Raw genomic sequence first — 19418 nt, forward strand, 5'->3', positions numbered from 1 at the left:
GCACCGGCGACGATCGGGGCCCGGCGCGGCTGCCCCACCGCCAGGGCAGCCGCCGTCACCGCCCGCGCTCGGGGGGGCGTGGCGCGGGCCGGGATGAGCCCGGGTCCGCGCACCTCCAGCGGTGAGCCGCCGGCCCGCGGCCCGTGTCAGATCCATGGTGAAACCGCACACCGCTCGCGAAGATCGCGGTCCGCTTTCGTGTACCTGATCACGACACCGCTGCAAAGCAGCGAAGTCGAGCTGCGGCGATATGACCCCTCCATGTATTGATTTGTCATCCCCGCACACTTCGGGAGAGGGATGGCATGCCCCTGGCAGGTGGCAAGTCGGCCACACAGAGAAGGTCGTATGATCTTCAACGAACTGCCGGCTCTGCCCCGCTCCCGCGCCAGAGACGATCATTGGCGACCGCGAAGACAGGCGGCTGGGCGGGCCAAGCGGCAGCGACGCGCACGACGTACACGACGCCCGTGAGGAAAGGTGAAGTCCATGGCCCTCGGCCTGCTCCGACGCCGGCGCTCCCGCAGCGCCTCCGGTGCCGGACCGAGCATCTCGGTCCCCCTGCCGCCCGACGCCGGGGCGTTCGGACTCGAGGTCGTCGACCCCTTGGGGCAGCCCATGGGCGGAGCCGAGGTCACCGTCACGGCCCTGCACAGCCACCGGGTCGCGATGCGGGGCACCACGGACCCCAACGGCTATTTCATCGCGACGCTGCCGCCGGGTTCCTACAGCGTGATCACCGTGGCCGAGGGCCTGTCCCCCGCCCGTGAGAACCTCGACATCGCCGCCGGGGTGGCTCGCCCCCCGCTGCGCGTCGCGCTCGAGCCCGCCCGTCAGCTGGAACTCCCGACGGCCGGCACCTGGCTGTTCGACCCCCCGCACACGGCGATCCGGTTCATCGCCAAGCACGTCGGCATGGCGCATGTGCACGGCCGCTTCACCCGCTTCGAGGGCGGCATCCGCGTCGCGCCGAACATGGCCGACTCGCACGTCTCGGTGCGCATCGACGCCTCCAGCATCTCCACGGGCAACAAGACCCGTGACAACCACCTGCGCTCCGCCGATTTCCTGGATGTCGACACCTACCCGTACATCGACTTCGCCAGTACGCGTTTCACCTACCGCGGCGGCACCAAGTGGACCCTGCACGGCACGCTCACCATGCACGGCGTCAGCCGATCCGTCGGTCTCGACACCACGTATCTGGGGACGGTCAACGGCGGTTACGGGCAGGAACTGCGCTGCGCCGCCCTCGCCAAGACGGAGCTGCACCGCGAGGACTTCACGCTCAACTGGCGCTCGATGCTGGCCCGCGGCATCGCGGTCGTCGGTCCGACGGTCCAGCTGGAGCTGGACGTCCAGGCGATGTACCGCACCCACGACACACCCACGCCGCCCGAATAGGGCGTCGCGGGTGTCGAGGCCGCGGGCGACGAGGTCGCGGGCGTCGAGTGGGACGGCCGACGCCCGGACGCGTCATGTTGATCTTGTGTAGCTTTGCAGCCGACCACATGGAACCCGGACGAGACCGCCCATCTCGCCGGGCCGCGCCCGGCGGGGCCGTGATAGCACGGAGCGACCAGAGGGGAAAGGGCTCACGATCATGGGTATCTTCAGCCGCCGCCAGGGCGCCGTCATGGAGCCGCACCCGGCCTCCGGCACCTCCGCGGACGCCGCGCCCCAGGGCGTCGCGCTCGACCCGGCACTCCGGGCACTGACCGGGCCGTGGACCATCGACGGCCCGCACAGCCGCATCGGGTTCTCCGTGCGGCACGCCATGGTCACGACCGTGCGGGGAGCCTTCACCGACTACGACAGCAGGCTCTACTTCGACGGGGCCCGGCCCTCCCGGTCGCGGGCCGAACTCGTCATCCGCGTGGCCAGCGTCGACACGGGCGTGGAGCAACGTGACGCCCACCTCGTGGGCCGCGACTTCTTCGATGCGCGCCGCTACCCGGAGATGACCTTCCGCAGCACCTCCACCGTCCACGAGGGCGGCGAGAGGTTCCGGATGACCGGCGACCTGACCATCCGCGACGTCACCCGCCCCGTCGACCTGCAACTCGAGTACCTCGGGTCGGTGCTGGATCCGTTCGGGTACGAGCGGGCCGGCTTCGACGGCACCACCACGATCGACCGCACCGAGTGGGGCCTGGTCTACAACCAGCGCCTCAAGGCCGGCGGCACCATGGTGAGCGAGCGGGTCCGGCTCCAGTTCGACATCTCCGCGATCCGCTCGGCGCCGTAGGGCCGGCCTGGCAGGATCGGGGCATGGCGGACTCACCGATGCAGATCAACGCCCTCATCGTCGATGCCACGGACCCCGACCGGCTCGCCGCGTTCTGGTCCGAGCTGCTCGGCAGGCCGGTCGTGGGCCGCACGGGCCCCTATGTCTGGCTGCGACGGGAAGGCGGCCTGGGCCTGGGCTTCCAGCGGACCGCCGAGCCGAAGTCGGGCAAGAACCGGATGCACGTCGACATCACCTCCGCCGATCCCGCGTCCGAGCAGCGACGGGTCGAGCGGCTCGGCGGGCGCAGACTGGAGCAGTACGCCGACGGCGGCTTCCTGGTGATGGCGGACCCCGAGGGCAACGAGTTCTGCATCATCCCCGAGGGTTCCTTCGACCTGGACGACGAAGGCCGCGCGCACTACCTCGGCTGAGCGGCGGCAGCGGCCGCACAGCGCCGTCGTCCTGCGCGCCCCGGGCATGCCGAAGGGGCCGGCACGAGAAGTGCCGGCCCCTTCGTGTCACGTCAGCGGCTGTGCGCGCGTGCCCGGTGTGCGGACACCGTCACAGAGCGCGAACCCGGGAGGCCTGCGGGCCCTTCGGACCCTGCACGACCTCGAACTCCACACGCTGGTTCTCCTCCAGGCTGCGGAAGCCGGAGGCGTCGATCTCCGAGTAGTGCACGAAGACGTCCGCGCCGCCGTCGGCCTGGGCGATGAAGCCGAAACCCTTCTCGGCGTTGAACCACTTGACGGTTCCCTGAGTCATTGCTGCTCCTCACAGGGGGGCTGGGTGAGGGCCCCGCACCGTGCGGGGCTCCTGGCCGGTTCACGACGCGGCTGCTCCAGCGACCTGGAAGGCAAGCTTCGCGCCCGCAACATCGTTCTCCGCGAGCATGCGACTGGGCACAAACACACAAACAAAACTGCGACCGCCCTGTACAACCGAGGGCCTCTCCGATTCATTCCCCGCCACGGCCTCACCTCCGGTCGGCGTTTGCGCGCGGGCCGACGCGGAAGCGTCCGGCGGGCTCAGCGGGTCCGGTAGCGGGCGTAGATCACGCCGCAGCCGAAAGCACGCTCCTCCACCAGCTGGAGATCGAGACGTACGCCGTCGGGGAAGAACCGCTTGCCGCCACCGACCACGCTCGTCGTGACGAAGAGGCGGTACTCGTCCACCAGGCCGGCCGCGATGGCCTGGGACGCGAGGTTCGGGCCGTCGACGGTGAGGTCGTGATCCGCCTCGGCCTTGAGCTTGCGCACCGCGTCCGGGTCGAAGGTCCGCTCGATCCTGGTCCTCGCGCTGGACACCGACTCCAGCGTCGTGGAGTACACGATCTTCTCCGCGGCCCGCCAGTCGCGGGCGTAGTCGAGGATGTGCGGCGGCTGGTCGGGCTCGGTGTGCGCGGTCTGCCAGTAGACCATCGTCTCGTACATCCGCCGGCCGTAGAGGTACGTGCCGACGGGGCGGAAGAGGTCGCCGATGAAAGTGTGCAGCTCCTCGTCCTCGGCGCCGGTGCCGAGGTCGCCCTCGGCTGCCTCGGCGTAGCCGTCGAGCGAGGTGATCATGGAGTAGATGAGCTGTCCCACGTGTCTCCCTGGGGTACGGGCGCGTCGGCCCTGCCGGTGGTCCTGGAGGCTATGACCTCCGCACGGCCCGCAACTCATCGGTTGCCGAGGTATCACCGGAGGCACTGATCACCGGAGCCCTCACGCATCCGTTCGACGCGTCGACCGTTCTGTTGACTCAAAACGACCTCTCCGGGCCGGTCATCGTGGTCGATCCGCCGCGTCTCGGCGGTCCGACGACCGCCCGACACGTCAACTCCGGGCGTCAACGCCGCAGTTGCCATGCACTCTCGCGAGCCGAATACCACACGACGACGCCGGGGTGGTCGTTTCCCGACGAAGTGAAATGGCTGCACAGGTGCGCCCTTTGCCGCGCACCTGACGCCATGCGCGTGACTAGCATGAGTCCCGCGCTCGCACCGGAAGGTGGCCTACCGCCTCCTGGGTTGACGGTGCTGCGCCCATCGTGACGTACCGAAGCTCTTACGGACCGAGGACCGCTGAATGTCAGTGCCTGCTCGCCCCCGCCAGCGCCGATCCGCGCCGGGAGAGCGCTCGTCACCGGCCGTGGTCCCCGCCCTCGTGGCCGGTACGGCAGCGGGGGCCGCGGCCGTCGTCGTCATCGCCCCCGACGGCGCCCGCTCGTGGGTCGCCGGCACGGCGATCGTGGCCTGGCTGTGCGTCACGGCCGTCACCGTCACCTTCTCCGGCCGGCTGCGCCAGGCCCGTCGCGCGGCCGACTCGCGCGGCAGCGAACTGGAGACGACCAAGGCCCACTGGATGCGACACGGCGCCGAGACGGACCAGTTGGTCAGCACGACCCTGCCGGCGATCGCACGGCAGCTGAAGGCCGGCGTGAGCCCCGACGACGCCCTGGCCGCGTCGCCGGCGCCCTCCGATCCGTATCTGCGGCGGCTGCTCCACGCGTTCACCACCGAGGTCTCCGCGTCGGTGCTGGAGACCACCAAGGCCCGCTCGGAACTGGACGAGGCCCGAGGCCGACGCGACCGCTGGACCACGGAACTCGAACACCTCACCCGCGACACCCTGCCCGCGGCGGTCGCACTGCTGCGCGAGGGCGGTTCCGCCGAGACCGTCCTCGCCAAGCTGGAATGGCCGGCCGACCCCCTGCTGCGCACGCCCGCGGAGCTGTTCGTCCGGGAACTCGCCTACAGCGAGCGCCGCTCGGCCGCCGCCCAGGCCGCCTCCGCCAAGGCGCTCAGCCGGGTGCAGGCCAAGACCGTCGCCATGCTCGCCGACCTCCGTGACATGCAGGACCGGCACGGCCCCGAGGTCTTCGGCGACCTGCTGCGCCTGGACCACAGCACCTCGCAGCTCGGCCTGATGACCGACCGGCTGGCGCTGCTGATGGGTGGACGCTCCAGCCGGGTCTGGAACAAGCCGATCGTCATGGAGAGCATCCTGCGCGGTGCGGTCGGCCGGATCGCCGCCTACCGGCGGGTGCGGCTGCACAACTCCAGCAAGGCCGCCATCGCCGGTTTCGCGGCCGAGGGCGTGATGCACCTGCTGGCCGAACTCATGGACAACGCTGCCAACTTCTCGCCGCCCATCGACGAGGTCCACGTGTACGTGGAGGAGCGCAGCGCCGGCATCGTCGTCACCGTCGAGGACAGCGGACTGAAGATGTCCGACGCCGCCATGCGCCGCGCCGAGGAGTCGGTGTCGGGGCGGGTCACCGACCTCGCCTCCCTCCAGGGCACCCGCCTCGGCCTGGGTGTCGTAGGACGCCTGGCGACCAAGTACGGCATCAGTGTCAACTACCGGCCGTCCTCGCGCGGCGGCACCGGTGTCGTCGTCCTGCTGCCGCCCCAGCTGGTGGCGCAGCAACGCGAGCCGGTCACCGGTGGGCGCCCGCGCACGGCGGCACAGTCCCCGGCCGCCGTACCGGCCCAGGCGTCGCAGGCCACCGCCGAGGCGGCACCCGCCGCCCGGCCCGACGTGGTCGCGCCCGCCGACGTGGCCCCGCGGACCGACGCTCCGCGGGCCGACACCGCGCGGGCCGAGACCCCGCCCCGCGAGCGCGGCTCCGCCACCCCCAACGGGCTGCCGGTCCGCACCCCCGGACGGACCATGGCCGCCGCGGAGCGGGGACGGGCGCAGCAGGCGGCCGCACCCGCCGACTCCGAGGCCGGGCCGGCCCGCGACGCGGGCAGCCGGTTCGGTGCCTTCCACCGCGGACGTCAGGCGGGCGGCGCCGCCGGCCCGGCAGCGGACGCCGCGGGGTCCGGGACGGCCTCCGGGACCGACGCCTAGCCCGCCCGGTCTGCCGCGCCGCCGGCGCCGCAGCCGCCACTGCCCGCATCGATTCGCCGCACCACCTTGGATTGGAGGAACGGGCCGGGTGACCGCCGAGCGGTCGCATCCCGCCCCGACCGTCATGGAGACCACTGACAACAGCCTCACCTGGCTCTTGATGAACCTCTTGGAGCGCACCCCGGGGACCCGTCACGCCCTCGTCCTGTCCCGGGACGGCCTGAAGCTGTGCTGGACGGACCACCTCACCCTGGACCAGGCCGACCAGCTGGCGGCCATCTGCTCCGGCATCCAGGCCCTCGCGCAGGGGGCCTCCGTGGAGTTCGGCGACGGCTCGGGCGGTGTCCGGCACTCCATGACCGAGTTCCACGGCGGGCTGCTGTTCATCGTGGAGGCCGGCCAGGGAGCGCACCTCGCCGTGGTCGCCCAGGAGAGCGCCGACCCGGGCGTGGTGGGGCACCAGATGACGGAACTCGTCGAGCAGATCGGCGAGCACCTGCGGGCCGAGCCTCGCGCGTCCGTCGGTCCGGGTGCCTCCGCGTGATGGACAAACCGGTGGACGTCGGTGACCCGGACCGGCTCTACACGGTCACGGGCGGGCGCAGCGAGGCCGACGACTCGTTCGACCTGGTGACGCTGATCGTCAGCGAGAGCGAGCCCACCGCGGGGATGCAGTCCGAGCACGTGCGGATCCTCGAACTGTGCCGGCATCCCACGGCGTTGGTGGAGGTCTCGGCCGAGCTGAAGCTGCCCATCACGGTCGTCCGGATCCTGCTGGGCGACCTGCACGCCATGGGCCGCATCAGCGCCCGCCACCCCCGCGCCGCACGATCCGTCGCGGCCCTCCCCGAAACCGCCCTGCTCCAGGAGGTGCTCCATGGGCTCCGCAACCTCTGAGGTGCCCTCCCAGCGCACGCCGCTGACCGATGCCGCCGAGACCGGCCTGAAGATCGTGGTCGTGGGCGGCTTCGGCGTGGGCAAGACGACGCTGGTCCGCTCGGTGAGCGAGATACGGCCGCTGAACACCGAAGAGGTGATGACACAGGCCGGTCAGGGCGTCGACGAGACCACGGGCGTGGAGCGCAAGACGACGACGACCGTCGCCTTCGACTTCGGGCGCATCAGCCTCAACCAGCGCATGGTGCTGTACCTGTTCGGCGCGCCGGGCCAGGAGCGTTTCTGGTTCCTGTGGGACCGGCTGTTCTCCGGCACCCTCGGGGCGGTGGTGCTCGTGGACACGCGGCGCATGGAGGACTCCTGGTACGCCATCGACCGGCTCGAACACCACAAGACGCCGTTCGTGGTGGCCGTCAACCGGTTCGACGACGACGAGAGCCGTTTCTCGCTCGACGAGATCCGTCAGGCACTGGCGCTCGCCGACCACGTGCCCATGGTCGACTGCGACGCACGGGTCAGGGCCTCCGGCAAGCACGTCCTGATCACCCTCGTGGACCACCTCTACGCACTGGCACTCTCCCGGGAAGGGGCAACGTGAGCGACCACAGCGGCGTCCCGTCGCCGGGCACGCCCCCGGCGGGCTGCCCCGCGCACGCATCGGCCGTCCGTCTGGGCGGCCTGGAATACCAGCAGTCGCCGTCCCAGCTGTACCGCACCCTGCGGCGCGAGCACGGAGCGGTCGCACCGGTGCTGCTCGACGACGACATCCCCGCCTGGCTGGTGCTCGGCTACTCCGAGGTCTGCTATGTGACCAGTCACGACGAGCTGTTCGCGCGGGACTCCCGGCGCTGGAACCAGTGGCCGAACATCCCCGCCGACTGGCCGCTGCTGCCGTTCGTCGGCTACCAGCCCTCCGTGCTGTTCACCGAGGGCGCGGAGCACCAGCGCCGGGCCGGTGTCATCACCCAGGCACTGGAGGGTGTCGACCAGTTCGAACTGGCGCGGGAGTGCCAGGCGATCGCCGAGCAGCTGATCATGTCCTTCGCCGGCCGCGGCGAGACCGAGCTGATGAGCACCTACGCCCATGCCCTGCCGGCCCGCGCGGTGCTGTGGATGTGCGGCATGCCCCAGGGCAGCGAGGACACCGAGAGGCTCGTCGACGACCTGCGCATCTCGCTGGACGCCGGTGAGGGCGACGATCCGGTGGCGGCCTACATGCGCGTCGGGGCGCGCCTGACGCAGCTGGTGAAGGAGAAGCGGGAGCGCCCCGGCCCCGACGTCACCTCGCGGATGCTGCTCGATCCGGCGGGACTCGGGGACGAGGAGATCGTCCAGGACCTGATCTCCGTCATCGCGGCGGCCCAGCAGCCGACGGCCAACTGGATCTGCAACACGCTGCGCCTGCTGCTCACCGACGAACGCTTCGCGGTCAATGTCTCCGGCGGCCGGGTCAGCGTGGGTGAGGCCCTCAACGAGGTGCTCTGGCTGGACACGCCGACGCAGAACTTCATCGGCCGCTGGGCGGTGCGGGACACGCAGCTCGGCGGCCGGCACATCCGCGAAGGGGACTGCCTGGTCCTCGGTCTCGCCGCGGCCAACACCGATCCGCAGCTCTGGCCGGAGTCGCACGTCGGCGCCGAGAACTCCGCGCATCTGTCCTTCAGCAACGGCGAACACCGCTGCCCGTACCCGGCCCCGCTGCTGGCCGACGTGATGGCGCGTACGGCGGTGGAGACACTGACGGAACACCTGCCGGACCTGGTGCTGGCGGTGCCGCCGGCCGAGCTGAGGTGGCGTCCGTCGATCTGGATGCGCGGACTGACCTCGCTGCCGGTGCGGTTCACCCCCTTGGTGCGCTGAACCGTCCTCCGTGTGCCGGGACCGGGGAGCGGTCCCGGCACACGTGTGCTCGCGGCCCGGCCGCGGGGTTCAGCCGGCGACGGGAGTGAAGCGCACGGGGAGCGACTGGGGTCCGCGGGTGAACACACCCTGCTCCACGAGGTCGAAGCCGTCGGCGATGCGGAGGTCGGGCATGGCGTCGAGCAACTGACCGATGCCGATCTCGACCTCCGCCTTGGCCAGCAGCGCCCCCACGCAGAAGTGGCGGCCGAGTGCGAAGGCGAGGTGGTCGGCTGCGGCCGAGAACGCCGACGCCGTGGTGAGGTCGTCACGGAAGATGTCGAACCGGTCGGGGTCGCGGTAGCGGCGCTCGTCGCGGTTGGCGGCTCCGATGAGGCAGGTCACGGTGGCGCCCTCGGGGATGACGCCGCCGGCGACCTCGACGTCGGTGGCCGCCTGCCGCATGATCATGTGAACCGGCGGGGTGTAGCGCAGGGTCTCCGCGAAGGCGGCGGGGATCAGGCTCCGGTCCTCGCGGACCGCCGCCAGTTGTTCGGGGTGTCGCAGCAGATTGGCCATGATGCCGGCGATGGCCTTGTCGGTGGTCTCACCGCCCGCGGCCAGCAGCAGGCTGCAGAACGCCTTGATGTCCTCGTCGCTCATGCGGACGCCGTCGACCTCGGCGGCGCAGAGCGTGGACAGCAGGTCGTCCCCGAGGTTCTCGCGCCGGTCGCGGATGATCGGGATCATGTACTCGGCGAACTCCACCCGGGTCCGCTCGCCGGCGGCGGTCACCTCCGGGTCGCCGGACAGGTTGCCGAGGAACGCGATGACCGCCGTGTACCAGCGGTGGAAGCGGTCGTGATCGGCCTTGTCCAGGCCCAGCATGTCCGCGATGACGTTGACCGGGAAACGGGTCGCGTAGTCGCTGACGATGTCCGCCGAGCCGGTGTGCCGGAAGCGGTCGATGAGTTCGCGCGAGTTGCGTTCGATGACCGGCAGGAACTTCTCCTGGAGGTCGCTGCCCCGGAACGCGGGGGCGACCAGGGCCCGGCGCACCGCGTGTTCCCGGCCACTGAGCTGGAGGATCGTCTTGCCGTGGACCGGCTCCACCTGCCAGTCGTAGTTGTCCGTGGTGAACTCGGACTTCTTGTCCTTGAAGACGCGTTCGACGTCCTCGTAGCGGGAGATGACGTAACTCTTGGTGGCCTCGTGCCAGATCAGCGGCTCCTTCTCCCGCATCACCGCGTACGCGGAGTAGGGGTCCGCCGCGAACTCGGGCGAGAGGATGTCGGGCACCTGCGGGGCAGTGGACACACGGAACTCCTCGAACTAGACGCGTGCCGTCGACAGCAGGCTATTGATCTTCCGGTGGCTCAAACAGCCCACTCCTGGCCGAAGTTGAGGATGAAAACATGTACTCGGGCGGCGTCCGCGCTGCGCTGGACGCGCGAACGCGGAGTTCGGGGAGGAGGGACACCTGGCGCCGGGGGCGGTCCGGGGCGGTGAGTCGGGCGGTGAGGAGTTCGACCGCGGAGACGCCCACCTCGTGTTTCGAGGGGGCGACCGCGCTGAGGGGCAGGTCGGCGAGGCCGGCGACCTCGTCGTCGTAGGACACGAGGGCCACGTCGCCGGGGACGGTGAGCGAGCGGGCGCCGAGCCGTTGGAGGAGGACGAGCGCGTCGCCGTCGGGGTGGACGACGGCCGCGTCGACGTGACCGGCCGCCACGGCGTCCAGGAAGCGTTCCATCGTGCCGTCGTACCGCGGGGTGCCGGGATGGTCCGTGCCGAGGTCCAGGTGGCCGGCGTCCTCGGGTGCTCGCAGGCCCGCCAGGCGCAGGCCCGTGCGGAAGCCCTCCTCCAGCAGCGGGGCGGTGGGGGTGCCCCGGCGGGTCAGGAGCGCGATGCGGCGGCGGCCCTGGGCGGCGAGGTGGTGGACGGCGAGGCGGGCGCCGTAGGCGTGGTCGGTCACGACGTGCTCGACGGCCGGGCCGACCGGGCGGGGGCGCCGCTCCACCAGGACGAGCGGGATGCCGAGGTCCTCGTACCAGGCCGGTTCGGTGTGGTGCGTCGTGGCGGTGGTGGGCGCCAGCAGCAGGCCGTCCACGCCCGCCTCGACCATCGACCGGGCCTGTGCGCGCTCCCCGTCGACGTCGTACTCGGAGATGCGCAGCAGGAGGCGGGCGCCCCGGGCCGCCGCGGCCTCCCGCACGGCCTTGATGACCTCGGGGTAGTAGTAGGTGGCGGACGGCACGACCATGCCGAACGTCAGGTCGCCCCGGGCCTGCGGGGGTACGGCGCCGGTGCCCGCGGTGGTGGGCGTCGCCCAGTCCTCGGGGAGGCGGGCGCCGCCGTGGACCCGGACCACGAGGCCGCGTTCCGCGAGGGCTTCGACGTCCTTGCGGACGGTGACGGGTGAGACGCGCAGTTCCGCCGCGACCTCGGTGACCCGCACCGATCCGTGCCGGCGCACCTTGCCCAGGATCGTCTGAAGCCTGTCCTCGGCGTGCATGTGGACTCCCCCCTCGTCGTGGTTCCCCGTCGCCGTGCGGCCGGATGGTCCCGCCGTCCGGTTCGCCGTGCCGTCCGGCCGCCGTGCTGTCCCGTCCTGCGGCGTGCCGCACCCTACTCGCGCAACTGTCGTTTGCGCACGCTCACTTTCGAAAAGCGAAGAAGTGAGCGTTTGAACGATGAAAGCGTTGCTGATCGATGAAAGCGCGTGCTACAAACCGCGCACCGCACCACTCCCCACTGCCGGAAACACCGTCGCGCCGTACCTCCGGAGGTTCCCCCGTGCCATCGCCCTGGTCCCGCCGCGCCTTCGTCCGGACCGCCGCTGCCGCTCCCCTCGCCGCCGCCGTCGGCGGTCTCACCGCACCCGCCGGTCACGCGGCTGAAGCCGCCGGCGGTGAAGCCGACGCCGGTGCAGCGGAGTTCGCGGCCCTGCGCGCCAAGTGGCGCGAGCTGATCCTGGGGACCGCGTTCAACCCCGCGGCCGAGCCCTTCCGCACCCTGCTCGCCCGCCTCGGCACCGACGCGAGGGCCCATCTCGGCACCCTGGCCCCCGCGTCCGGTTCGCTCTGGCCCGACCTGGTCTGGGCCGACCCCGATCCCGACACGGACGCCGAGTCCTACGCCCACTCGGCGCGGATCGTCACCAGCTGCAACCGCCTGAACACCATGGCCCAGGCCTACTGCCAGCCGGGCACGGGCCTGACCGGCAGCGCCGAGCTGCGCGAGGCCGTCCTCGCCGGCCTCGACCACCTCCACTCCGAGGTGTACAACGACGGCACCGCGCCGTACGGCAACTGGTGGAGCTGGCAGATCGGCGCCGCGCAGTCGCTCATGGACACCTGTGTGCTGCTCCACGGCCACCTGACCGAGGCCCGGATCGACGCCTTCTGCCGGGCGGTGGACCACTTCGTGCCGGACCGGGTCTTCGACAGCTACACCGGCACCAGCACCGGCGCCAACCGCGTCGACCTGTGCCGCGGCGTCGTGCTCCGCGGCATCGTCGGGGAGCACCCGGACAAGGTCGCCCTCGCCTCGCGCGCCCTGGCCCCCGTGTTCCCGTACGTCACCTCGGGCGACGGGTTCTACGCCGACGGCTCGTTCATCCAGCACCGCAACGTGCCCTACATCGGCGGCTACGGGGCGGTGCTGCACGACGGCGTCGGCCGCCTCATGGCGCTGCTGCGGGGGTCGTCCTGGGAGATCGGCGGCCCGGACGCCCAGCTGTTCCTCGACACCGTCGACCGTGCCGTCGCCCCGTTCATCTACAACGGCCTGATGATGGACAACGTCTCCTCCCGCGGCATCAGCCGGGCGGGCACCTCCGACCACACCCGCGCCCACCCGCTGATGGCCGGCATCCTCCTGGTCGGTCAGGGCGCGACGGCCGAGGAGAACGCCCGGTGGCGGGCCATGGTCAAGGGATGGCTGCGCCGGGACTACCACCAGCCGGCCCTGAGCAACCCCGGCCTCTCCCTCACCCGGGCCTCCCTGTTGCAGGCGCTTCAGGACGACGACTCCGTCAAGGCCGCCCCCGAGCCGGTCGAGCACCGCCTCTTCCACCACATGGCCAGGGTCACGCACCGCCGACCCGGCTGGGCCGCGTCCCTGTCCATGGCCGCCAGGCACATCGCCCACTACGAGTACGGCAACGGTGAGCACGCCCGCGGCTACCACACCGGCGCCGGCTGGCTGTCCTGGTGGGGGGACGACTTCGGGCTGGAGCACTACTCGGACGAGTTCTGGCCGACCGTCGACCCCTACCGGCTCCCCGGCATCACCGCTTCCCGCAAACCGCTCCCGGACGGTGCGGGCGGCAACTGGGGCCAGCCCTGCCCGGACGCCACCTGGGTCGGCGGCACCACCGACGGACGGTTCGGGGCGACCGGGCAGCACCTCAAGGGGCTCCTGAGCACGATGAGCGCCCACAAGTCCTGGTTCTGGCTGGACGACTGCGTCGTCTGCCTCGGCGCCGGCATCACCTCACGCGACGGGTTCGCCGTCGAGACGACCGTCGACAACCGGAACCTGGGGGCGAAGGGCACTGCCGCCCTGACCGTCGACGGCACCGTCCAGCCGTCCGACCAGGGCTGGACGGCCGGCTTCGCGGGCGCACGGTGGGCCCACGTCGCCGGACAGGCGGGGTACGTCTTCCCCGAGGGGACCGACCTCACCGCCGTGCGCGAGGAACGGACCGGTGCCTGGCGGGACATCAACGTCAACGGTCCCGGCACCCCGGTCACCCGCCGCTACCTGACGCTGTTCACCGACCACGGCACCGACCCCTCCGACGCCTCGTACGCCTACGTCCTGCTGCCGGGCGCGAGCGCCGCCGCCACCGCCCGGCGGGCGGCCGGGAAGGGGTGGCTGAAGATCCTGGCCAACAGCCGCGAGCAGCAGGGCGTCCGGGTCCCGGCGCTCGGCTTCACGGCCGTCAACTTCTGGGCGCCGGGGCGCGTCGGCGCGGTCACCGCCGACGCCCCCGCCTCCGTGCTGATCCAGGAGAACCGGAACGGCACCGCCACCGTCGTCGTCTCGGACCCCGCGCGCCGGGCCGGCGGCCTCGAGGTCGTCTGGAACCGCTCCGTGTCCGCCGTGCTGTCCAAGCCGCCCACGGTGAAGTCGGCCCGTACCGGTTCCGCGCTGCGGCTCACCTTCGGCGACCTCACCGGCCAGGCGGGCGCGCCGCAGAAGGTGACGGTCCGCCTGACCTGACCGTCCGACCCCTCCCCCGGGCCGCGACCCCGCCCGCGCACCGACCGACCGGCCGCCCGCCCGGCACCGGCACCGGCACCGGCACCGGCACCACCGAACGGAGAGAAGATGCCCTTCACCCGCACGCACACCCTCCGCCGGTCCCGCGCCGGCCTGGGCCTGGCCGCCGGGAGCGCCGCGATGGCACTCGTCATGGCGACGGACGCGCACGCCGCCGTCCTCTGGGACGGCGACGCCTCCCGGGGGACGGGGGTGTTCGAGACCGTCCTGTGCCCCTCCCCGGGCGGTGCCACCGTCAAGAACTGGGACGACGCGCACGGCGACTTCTTCGAGTTCCTCAAGCCCGCCGGCTCCGAGCGCTGCGAGGGCCACGGCATCGACAGACCCGAGCTGCTGCGGAACGGGACGACCCTGTGGTTCGGCTGGGACTCCATGACGAAGACCGGCAACGCCCAGACCGTCTTCCAGTGGAAGTCCAACGGCACCAATGACCAGAACCAGCAGAACTATCCCGTGATCATGAAGGCCGAGGACAGCCGGCTCAAGGTCTGGTACGTCGCGCCGGGTGAGCGGTGGACGTCCCTGGGCAGCGCCCCCTGGGCCCCGGAGGCCTGGCACTCCGTCCAGCTCCGCGTCACCACCGCTTCCGGCACCGGCGGCTCGGCCGAGGTCTGGCTGGACGGCACCCGCATCGCGCTCGGCACGGGGATCCGGACCTGGGACGACCTGGGCAACAAGCCCCGCTGGGGCACCTACGGATCGACCATCTCCGACGTGTCCTCCACCAACTGGGTCGACGACCCGGTGATGGGCGACACCCGCGGGGACGTCGACTGAGGCGGCTTTCCGCGAGGCGCCCCCGGTGAGTTCCCCGCCTCCGGCCCTCGCTCGGGTGACCGCGGTCCGCGACCCGCACGATCGTTTGATTGTTCGCACAGAAACGTTCACAACCGATCGTGCGGCCGCTACACTGCGGATCACAGACCACGGACGACAAGGGGACCGGACACGTGCACGCCGAGGAACGGCATCAGGAGATCTTGCGGCGGCTGCGTGAGCGCGGTTCGGTCCGGGTCACGGAAGTGGCCGCGGAGCTGGGCGTCTCCCCCATCACCGTGCGCCGCGACGTGGAACTGCTCGCCGAACGCGGGCTCGTCGAGCGGGTGCACGGCGGCGCGATCCTGCCCGAGGCAGCCGTTCCCGCGGCCACGGAGCCGACCGCCCGGGGCGGGAGCGAGCAGGTGTTCGGCCTGATCGTTCCGGCCGCCGACTACTACTACCCCGAGGTGATCAAGGGAGCGCGGGACGCCGCCGCCGAGCGGGGCGTCCGCCTGGTGCTCGGCATCTCGCAGTACAGCCCCGACGAGGAGCGGGCCCAGGCCCGGCAGATGCTCGCCGACGGCATCGACGGCCTGCTCATCACCCCGTGCGGCCCGGCACGGGCGCGCGGCTGGCCCGCCGAACTGGACGTGCCGTACGTGCTGGTGGAGCGGCGCCCCGAGGACGACGCCACGGGCGCCGAACGGGTGGTGACCGATCACGTCCACGGCGCCCGGATCGCCGTACGGCATCTCGTCGAGGCGGACCGGGAGCTGATCGGGCTGCTGCTGCGCGACGACAGCCCGCACGGCGCGCTCGTGCTGGAGGGCTACCGCGGCGGCCTCACCGCGGCCGGGCTGCGGCCCACCGACGAGGCGCTGTTCCGGCTGCCGCCGCCGGGGAGCGACACCGCCGAGCGGGAGCGGGTGCTCGCCGCGTTCACCGACGCGGTGGCCGAGGGCCGGCTCGACGCGGCGGTCGTGCACAACGACCACGACGCCATCGTCGTCCTGCAACGGCTGCGGGCCCGCGGCGTGGAGGTCCCCGACGACGTCGCGATCGTCGCCTACGACGACGAGGTCGCCGCCCTCGCCGACATCCCGCTGACCGCGATCGCCCCGCCGAAACAGGCGGTGGGCGCCGCCGCCGTCGACCTGCTCGCCCAGCGGATCGCCGATCCCTCCCGGCCCCGGCACCGCATCGCCATCCTGCCGGAACTGCACGTGCGCTCCTCGAGCGCGTAGCCCGACCCCGCACATCTGGAGAGCCCCTCATGTTCGCGATCACACCCGAGGGGTTCTCCCTCGACGGCCGCCCGCTGCGCCTGCTCTCGGGCGCGCTGCACTACTTCCGGGTCCTGCCCGAGCAGTGGCCGCACCGGCTGCGGATGCTGCGCGCCATGGGCCTGAACACGGTCGAGACGTACGTGCCGTGGAACCTGCACGAGCCGCGCCCCGGCGAGTACGACTTCGCCGGCATCGCCGACCTGGACCGCTTTCTCCACGCCACGCGGGAGGCGGGGCTGCACGCGATCGTGCGCCCGTCGCCGTACATCTGCGCCGAGTGGGACAACGGCGGGCTGCCCTGGTGGCTCCTGGCCGATCCCCGGGTGCGGGCGCTGCGCTGCCGGGACGCGGGGTACCTGGCGCACGTGGAGCGCTGGTACGACCGGCTCGTGCCCGTGCTCGCCCCGCACCAGGTCACCCGCGGCGGCAACGTGCTGATGGTGCAGGTGGAGAACGAGTACGGTTCGTTCGGCACCGACACCGGCCACCTGGAGCGTCTGGCTGCTGCGCTGCGCTCGCGCGGGATCGACGTGCCGCTGTTCACCTCGGACGGTCCCGACGACTTCTTCCTCACCGGCGGGACGCTGCCGGGGACCCTGGCGACCGTGAACTTCGGCAGCCGCGCCGACGAGGCGTTCGCCTCGCTCGCCCGGCTGCGGCCCGGTGATCCCCCGATGTGCATGGAGTTCTGGTGCGGCTGGTTCGACCACTGGGGCACCGAGCACGTCGTCCGCGATCCCGGGGACGCGGCGGACGCGCTGGCCGGGGTGCTGGAGGCGGGCGCGTCCGTCAACGTCTACATGGCGCACGGCGGCACCAACTTCTCCACGTGGGCGGGGGCCAACACCGCCGACCCGGCGACCGGCGAGGGATATCTGCCGACGGTCACCTCCTACGGCTACGACGCACCGATCGACGAACGCGGCGGCGCCACCGAGAAGTTCCGCGCCTTCCGCGCGGTGCTGGAACGGTACGCGGACGGCCCGCTGCCGGAACCGGAGCCGCCCGCGCCGCTGCTGCCGGCCGCACGGGCCGAACTGACGGAGACCCTGCGGCTGTTCGACGCGCTGGACGACGTGGCGGGCCCCGAGGCCGAGGCGCCGCTGCCGCCGTCCTTCGAGGACCTGGGCATCGGGCACGGGCTGGTGCTGTACACCGGGCGCGTCCCGGGCCCGCGGCAGCCGTACCCGCTGTCGGTGCAGGGCCTCGCCGACCGGGCCCACGTCTACCTGGACGGGGCGCCGGCCGGCGTCCTGGAACGGGAGGCGACGGAGGTGGTCCCGGACGTCGCCGTGCCCGCGGCGGGGGCGCGGGTGGAGCTGCTCGTGGAGTCCATGGGGCGGATCAACTACGGGGCCGGGCTCGGCGAGCGCAAGGGCGTCCGGCGGGTCCTGCACACACAGCAGCTACTGCACGGCTGGCGGGCGCGGGCGGTGGAGCTGGGCCACGGAACACCCGGGAAGCTGCGCTGGGGCGCCGGCGGCTCCGGCCGGGGCCCGCTGTTCCTGCGCGGGTACCTCGAGGCGGCCGAGCCCGCTGACGCCTATCTGGCGCTGCCCGGCGGCGGCAAGGGGTACGTCTGGGTCAACGGCTTCTGCCTGGGCCGCTACTGGGTCTCCCGCGGCCCGCAGCGCACGCTCCACCTGCCGTGGCCGCTGCTGCGCGCGGGCCGCAACGAGGTCGTGGTGCTGGAGCTGGACGCGGACGCGGGAACCGTCCCCGCGGCCGTGGAGACCCGGGACACGCCCGAGCTGAGCTGACGCTTGATCGTTCGCTGGCACGCAACCCACAAACGAACATCTTCAGGATCGAAATTCGCTCATCAATGATTCGTTGTTCGTTTCCTATTGACTCTGATCGGCTGTGGCCGAAAGATGTGCGTCACCACACCGAGCTCCCTGCTCCCCTGGAGTCAGCAATGAAGCCGTCCTCCCCTGTTCTCGCCGCCGCCGCGGTCTGCCTCGCCCTCCTCGCCACCGCCTGCGGCGGCCAGGAGAAGAGCGAGGCGGGCACCGCCGACGAGCCCGTCGAGATCACCTACTGGTCCTGGATGCCGGGCACCAAGGAGATGACCGCCGAGTTCAACCGCACCCACGAGAACATCAAGGTCAACTTCTCCGAGATACCCGCGGGCCTCAACGGCGGCTACGACAAGGTCGCCAAGGCGGTCAAGGCCGGCAACGCGCCGGACGTCGTCAACGTCGAGTACCAGGCCCTGCCCGACCTGGTCACCCAGGGCCTGCTGCGCGACTCCTCGGCGGAGCTGGCGGACACCGTCGAGGACTACGCCCCCGAGTCCGTGCGCTCCCTGGTCACCCTCGGCGGCAGGACCTGGGCCGCGCCCTACGACGTCGGCCCGCAGACCCTGTACTACCGCAAGGACCTGTTCGCCGAGTACGGCGTGGACGTCCCCAGGACCTGGGACGAGTTCGAGGCCGCAGCGAAGAAGGTGAAGACCGCCTCCCAGGGCAAGGCCCGCATCCTGGACTTCTGGGGTGACGACGTCGCCACCTGGGCCGGACTCGCCCAGCAGGCCGGAGCCCGGTGGTACGGCTCCTCCGGGGACGCCTGGACGGTGACCATGGACGACGGCGCCACCAAGAAGGTCGCCGACTACTGGAAGAACCTGGTCCAGGACGACCTGGTGCTCAACCACAAGGCGTGGAGCCCGGAGGCCACCAAGGCCGTCACCGACTCCCGGGCCATCGCCCTGATCGGCGCGTCCTGGAGCGCCGGCAGCATCAAGACCACCTACCCCGGGCAGGCCGGCACGTGGGCCGAGGCCCCGCTGCCCACCTGGGGCACGCCCGCCACCGGCGCCGTCGGCGGCTCGGCGTTCGCCCTGACCAAGGACACGGACAAGGCGAAGGCCGCCGCCGAGTTCGCCCTCTGGGCGACCACCGACGAGGCCGCCGTCAAGTCCCGGCTCGCCGCGGGCACCTCCAGCGGCCTGCCCGCCGCCGAGGACCTGCGCGCCACCGCCAAGGAGTCCTTCGACGCCTCCTTCTTCGGCGGCCAGGACATCTACGAGGTCGCCGGCTCCCAGGTGCCGCTGATCACCTCCGACTGGGTGTGGAGCCCGGTGCACAACTCGACGTCGCTGACTCTTCAGAACGAACTCGGCAAGGCCCAGGAGAGCGGCGAGTTCTGGCCGGCGTTCCAGGCGGGACAGCGAGCGGCCGAGAAGGCGATCACCGACCGCGGGCTCAAGCTCGCCCCGTGACCTGCCGCCCCGTGAGCCCGGCTCCCCCGCGGAGCCGGGCCCGGCCCCCAAGGAGCTCC

17 protein-coding genes are annotated in these 19418 nt (G+C 71.9%); 13 read left to right on the forward strand and 4 right to left on the reverse strand.

All coding sequences use genetic code 11. The annotated features are described in order from the left end of the window. The first annotated feature begins 489 nt into the window (after positions 1-489). The 3 genes from ACZ45Q_RS29400 to ACZ45Q_RS29410 all read left to right on the forward strand — a co-directional run bounded on the left by ACZ45Q_RS29400 (position 490) and on the right by ACZ45Q_RS29410 (position 2661). The gene (locus ACZ45Q_RS29400) at positions 490-1404 is read left to right on the forward strand and encodes a YceI family protein (RefSeq protein ID WP_468267001.1); all 915 of its coding nucleotides are present in this window, start codon (positions 490-492) and stop codon (positions 1402-1404) included. A 199-nt stretch (positions 1405-1603) separates the two neighbouring features. Next, positions 1604-2248, forward strand: coding sequence for a YceI family protein (locus ACZ45Q_RS29405; RefSeq protein ID WP_468266823.1), 645 nt, complete (start codon positions 1604-1606; stop codon positions 2246-2248). Positions 2249-2271: 23 nt separating this feature from the next. After that, positions 2272-2661, forward strand: a complete 390-nt coding sequence (locus ACZ45Q_RS29410; protein WP_468266825.1) for a VOC family protein — start codon at positions 2272-2274, stop codon at positions 2659-2661. A 130-nt stretch (positions 2662-2791) separates the two neighbouring features. On the opposite strand, the gene ACZ45Q_RS29415 is transcribed toward ACZ45Q_RS29410, so the two are convergent. Then, entirely contained in the window at positions 2792-2995 is a 204-nt protein-coding gene (locus ACZ45Q_RS29415) for a cold-shock protein (RefSeq protein WP_468266827.1), read from the reverse strand. A 263-nt stretch (positions 2996-3258) separates the two neighbouring features. Beyond that, positions 3259-3816 (reverse strand): dihydrofolate reductase family protein, encoded by a 558-nt coding sequence (locus tag ACZ45Q_RS29420; protein ID WP_468266829.1) that lies wholly within the window; start codon positions 3814-3816, stop codon positions 3259-3261. A gap of 483 nt (positions 3817-4299) precedes the next feature. Here ACZ45Q_RS29420 and ACZ45Q_RS29425 point away from each other — a divergent pair, with 483 nt between their 5' ends. The 5 genes from ACZ45Q_RS29425 (at position 4300) to ACZ45Q_RS29445 (ending at position 8826) form a co-directional block, all read left to right on the forward strand. After that, positions 4300-6069: a sensor histidine kinase gene (locus ACZ45Q_RS29425; protein ID WP_468266831.1), complete on the forward strand. Its 1770-nt coding sequence runs from the start codon at positions 4300-4302 to the stop codon at positions 6067-6069. A 124-nt stretch (positions 6070-6193) separates the two neighbouring features. Continuing rightward, entirely contained in the window at positions 6194-6613 is a 420-nt protein-coding gene (locus ACZ45Q_RS29430) for a roadblock/LC7 domain-containing protein (RefSeq protein WP_468267003.1), read from the forward strand. Then, positions 6610-6966, forward strand: a complete 357-nt coding sequence (locus ACZ45Q_RS29435) for a DUF742 domain-containing protein (RefSeq protein ID WP_468266833.1) — start codon at positions 6610-6612, stop codon at positions 6964-6966. Before ACZ45Q_RS29430 ends, ACZ45Q_RS29435 begins: the two co-directional genes overlap by 4 nt. Further along, the gene (locus ACZ45Q_RS29440) at positions 6947-7564 is read left to right on the forward strand and encodes a GTP-binding protein (protein ID WP_468266835.1); all 618 of its coding nucleotides are present in this window, start codon (positions 6947-6949) and stop codon (positions 7562-7564) included. The genes ACZ45Q_RS29435 and ACZ45Q_RS29440 overlap by 20 nt, the downstream gene beginning before the upstream one ends. Next, positions 7561-8826 (forward strand): cytochrome P450, encoded by a 1266-nt coding sequence (locus tag ACZ45Q_RS29445; protein ID WP_468266837.1) that lies wholly within the window; start codon positions 7561-7563, stop codon positions 8824-8826. Before ACZ45Q_RS29440 ends, ACZ45Q_RS29445 begins: the two co-directional genes overlap by 4 nt. Positions 8827-8895: 69 nt before the next feature. Here ACZ45Q_RS29445 and ACZ45Q_RS29450 read toward each other — a convergent pair whose 3' ends face one another. Then, a complete protein-coding gene (locus ACZ45Q_RS29450) occupies positions 8896-10122 on the reverse strand; it encodes a cytochrome P450 (protein WP_468266839.1) in 1227 nt (408 codons plus the stop codon). 40 nt (positions 10123-10162) lie between these two features. Beyond that, positions 10163-11317, reverse strand: coding sequence for a LacI family DNA-binding transcriptional regulator (locus ACZ45Q_RS29455; RefSeq protein WP_468266841.1), 1155 nt, complete (start codon positions 11315-11317; stop codon positions 10163-10165). Between the two features lie 281 nt (positions 11318-11598). Here ACZ45Q_RS29455 and ACZ45Q_RS29460 point away from each other — a divergent pair, with 281 nt between their 5' ends. The 5 genes from ACZ45Q_RS29460 to ACZ45Q_RS29480 all read left to right on the forward strand — a co-directional run bounded on the left by ACZ45Q_RS29460 (position 11599) and on the right by ACZ45Q_RS29480 (position 19359). Then, entirely contained in the window at positions 11599-14031 is a 2433-nt protein-coding gene (locus ACZ45Q_RS29460; RefSeq protein ID WP_468266843.1) for a polysaccharide lyase 8 family protein, read from the forward strand. 108 nt (positions 14032-14139) lie between these two features. Beyond that, positions 14140-14868 (forward strand): heparin lyase I family protein, encoded by a 729-nt coding sequence (locus ACZ45Q_RS29465; protein ID WP_468266845.1) that lies wholly within the window; start codon positions 14140-14142, stop codon positions 14866-14868. A gap of 173 nt (positions 14869-15041) precedes the next feature. Continuing rightward, complete coding sequence (locus tag ACZ45Q_RS29470) at positions 15042-16094, forward strand: LacI family DNA-binding transcriptional regulator (RefSeq protein ID WP_468266847.1); 1053 nt, start codon at positions 15042-15044, stop codon at positions 16092-16094. Between the two features lie 29 nt (positions 16095-16123). Then, the gene (locus tag ACZ45Q_RS29475; protein WP_468266849.1) at positions 16124-17896 is read left to right on the forward strand and encodes a beta-galactosidase; all 1773 of its coding nucleotides are present in this window, start codon (positions 16124-16126) and stop codon (positions 17894-17896) included. A gap of 158 nt (positions 17897-18054) precedes the next feature. Next, positions 18055-19359 (forward strand): ABC transporter substrate-binding protein, encoded by a 1305-nt coding sequence (locus tag ACZ45Q_RS29480; RefSeq protein ID WP_468266851.1) that lies wholly within the window; start codon positions 18055-18057, stop codon positions 19357-19359. Positions 19360-19418: the final 59 nt, after the last annotated feature.

Source organism: Streptomyces sp. NPDC031049 (assembly GCF_055571015.1).

Bases quoted from the DNA above. Each gene is read 5' to 3' on its own strand.
- ACZ45Q_RS29400 (WP_468267001.1), top strand. From the start codon at position 490: ATGGCCCTCGGCCTGCTCCGACGCCGGCGCTCCCGCAGCGCCTCCGGT.
- ACZ45Q_RS29405 (WP_468266823.1), top strand. From the start codon at position 1,604: ATGGGTATCTTCAGCCGCCGCCAGGGCGCCGTCATGGAGCCGCACCCG.
- ACZ45Q_RS29410 (WP_468266825.1), top strand. From the start codon at position 2,272: ATGGCGGACTCACCGATGCAGATCAACGCCCTCATCGTCGATGCCACG.
- ACZ45Q_RS29415 (WP_468266827.1), bottom strand. From the start codon at position 2,995: ATGACTCAGGGAACCGTCAAGTGGTTCAACGCCGAGAAGGGTTTCGGC.
- ACZ45Q_RS29425 (WP_468266831.1), top strand. From the start codon at position 4,300: ATGTCAGTGCCTGCTCGCCCCCGCCAGCGCCGATCCGCGCCGGGAGAG.
- ACZ45Q_RS29430 (WP_468267003.1), top strand. From the start codon at position 6,194: ATGGAGACCACTGACAACAGCCTCACCTGGCTCTTGATGAACCTCTTG.
- ACZ45Q_RS29440 (WP_468266835.1), top strand. From the start codon at position 6,947: ATGGGCTCCGCAACCTCTGAGGTGCCCTCCCAGCGCACGCCGCTGACC.
- ACZ45Q_RS29455 (WP_468266841.1), bottom strand. From the start codon at position 11,317: ATGCACGCCGAGGACAGGCTTCAGACGATCCTGGGCAAGGTGCGCCGG.
- ACZ45Q_RS29465 (WP_468266845.1), top strand. From the start codon at position 14,140: ATGCCCTTCACCCGCACGCACACCCTCCGCCGGTCCCGCGCCGGCCTG.
- ACZ45Q_RS29475 (WP_468266849.1), top strand. From the start codon at position 16,124: ATGTTCGCGATCACACCCGAGGGGTTCTCCCTCGACGGCCGCCCGCTG.
- ACZ45Q_RS29480 (WP_468266851.1), top strand. From the start codon at position 18,055: ATGAAGCCGTCCTCCCCTGTTCTCGCCGCCGCCGCGGTCTGCCTCGCC.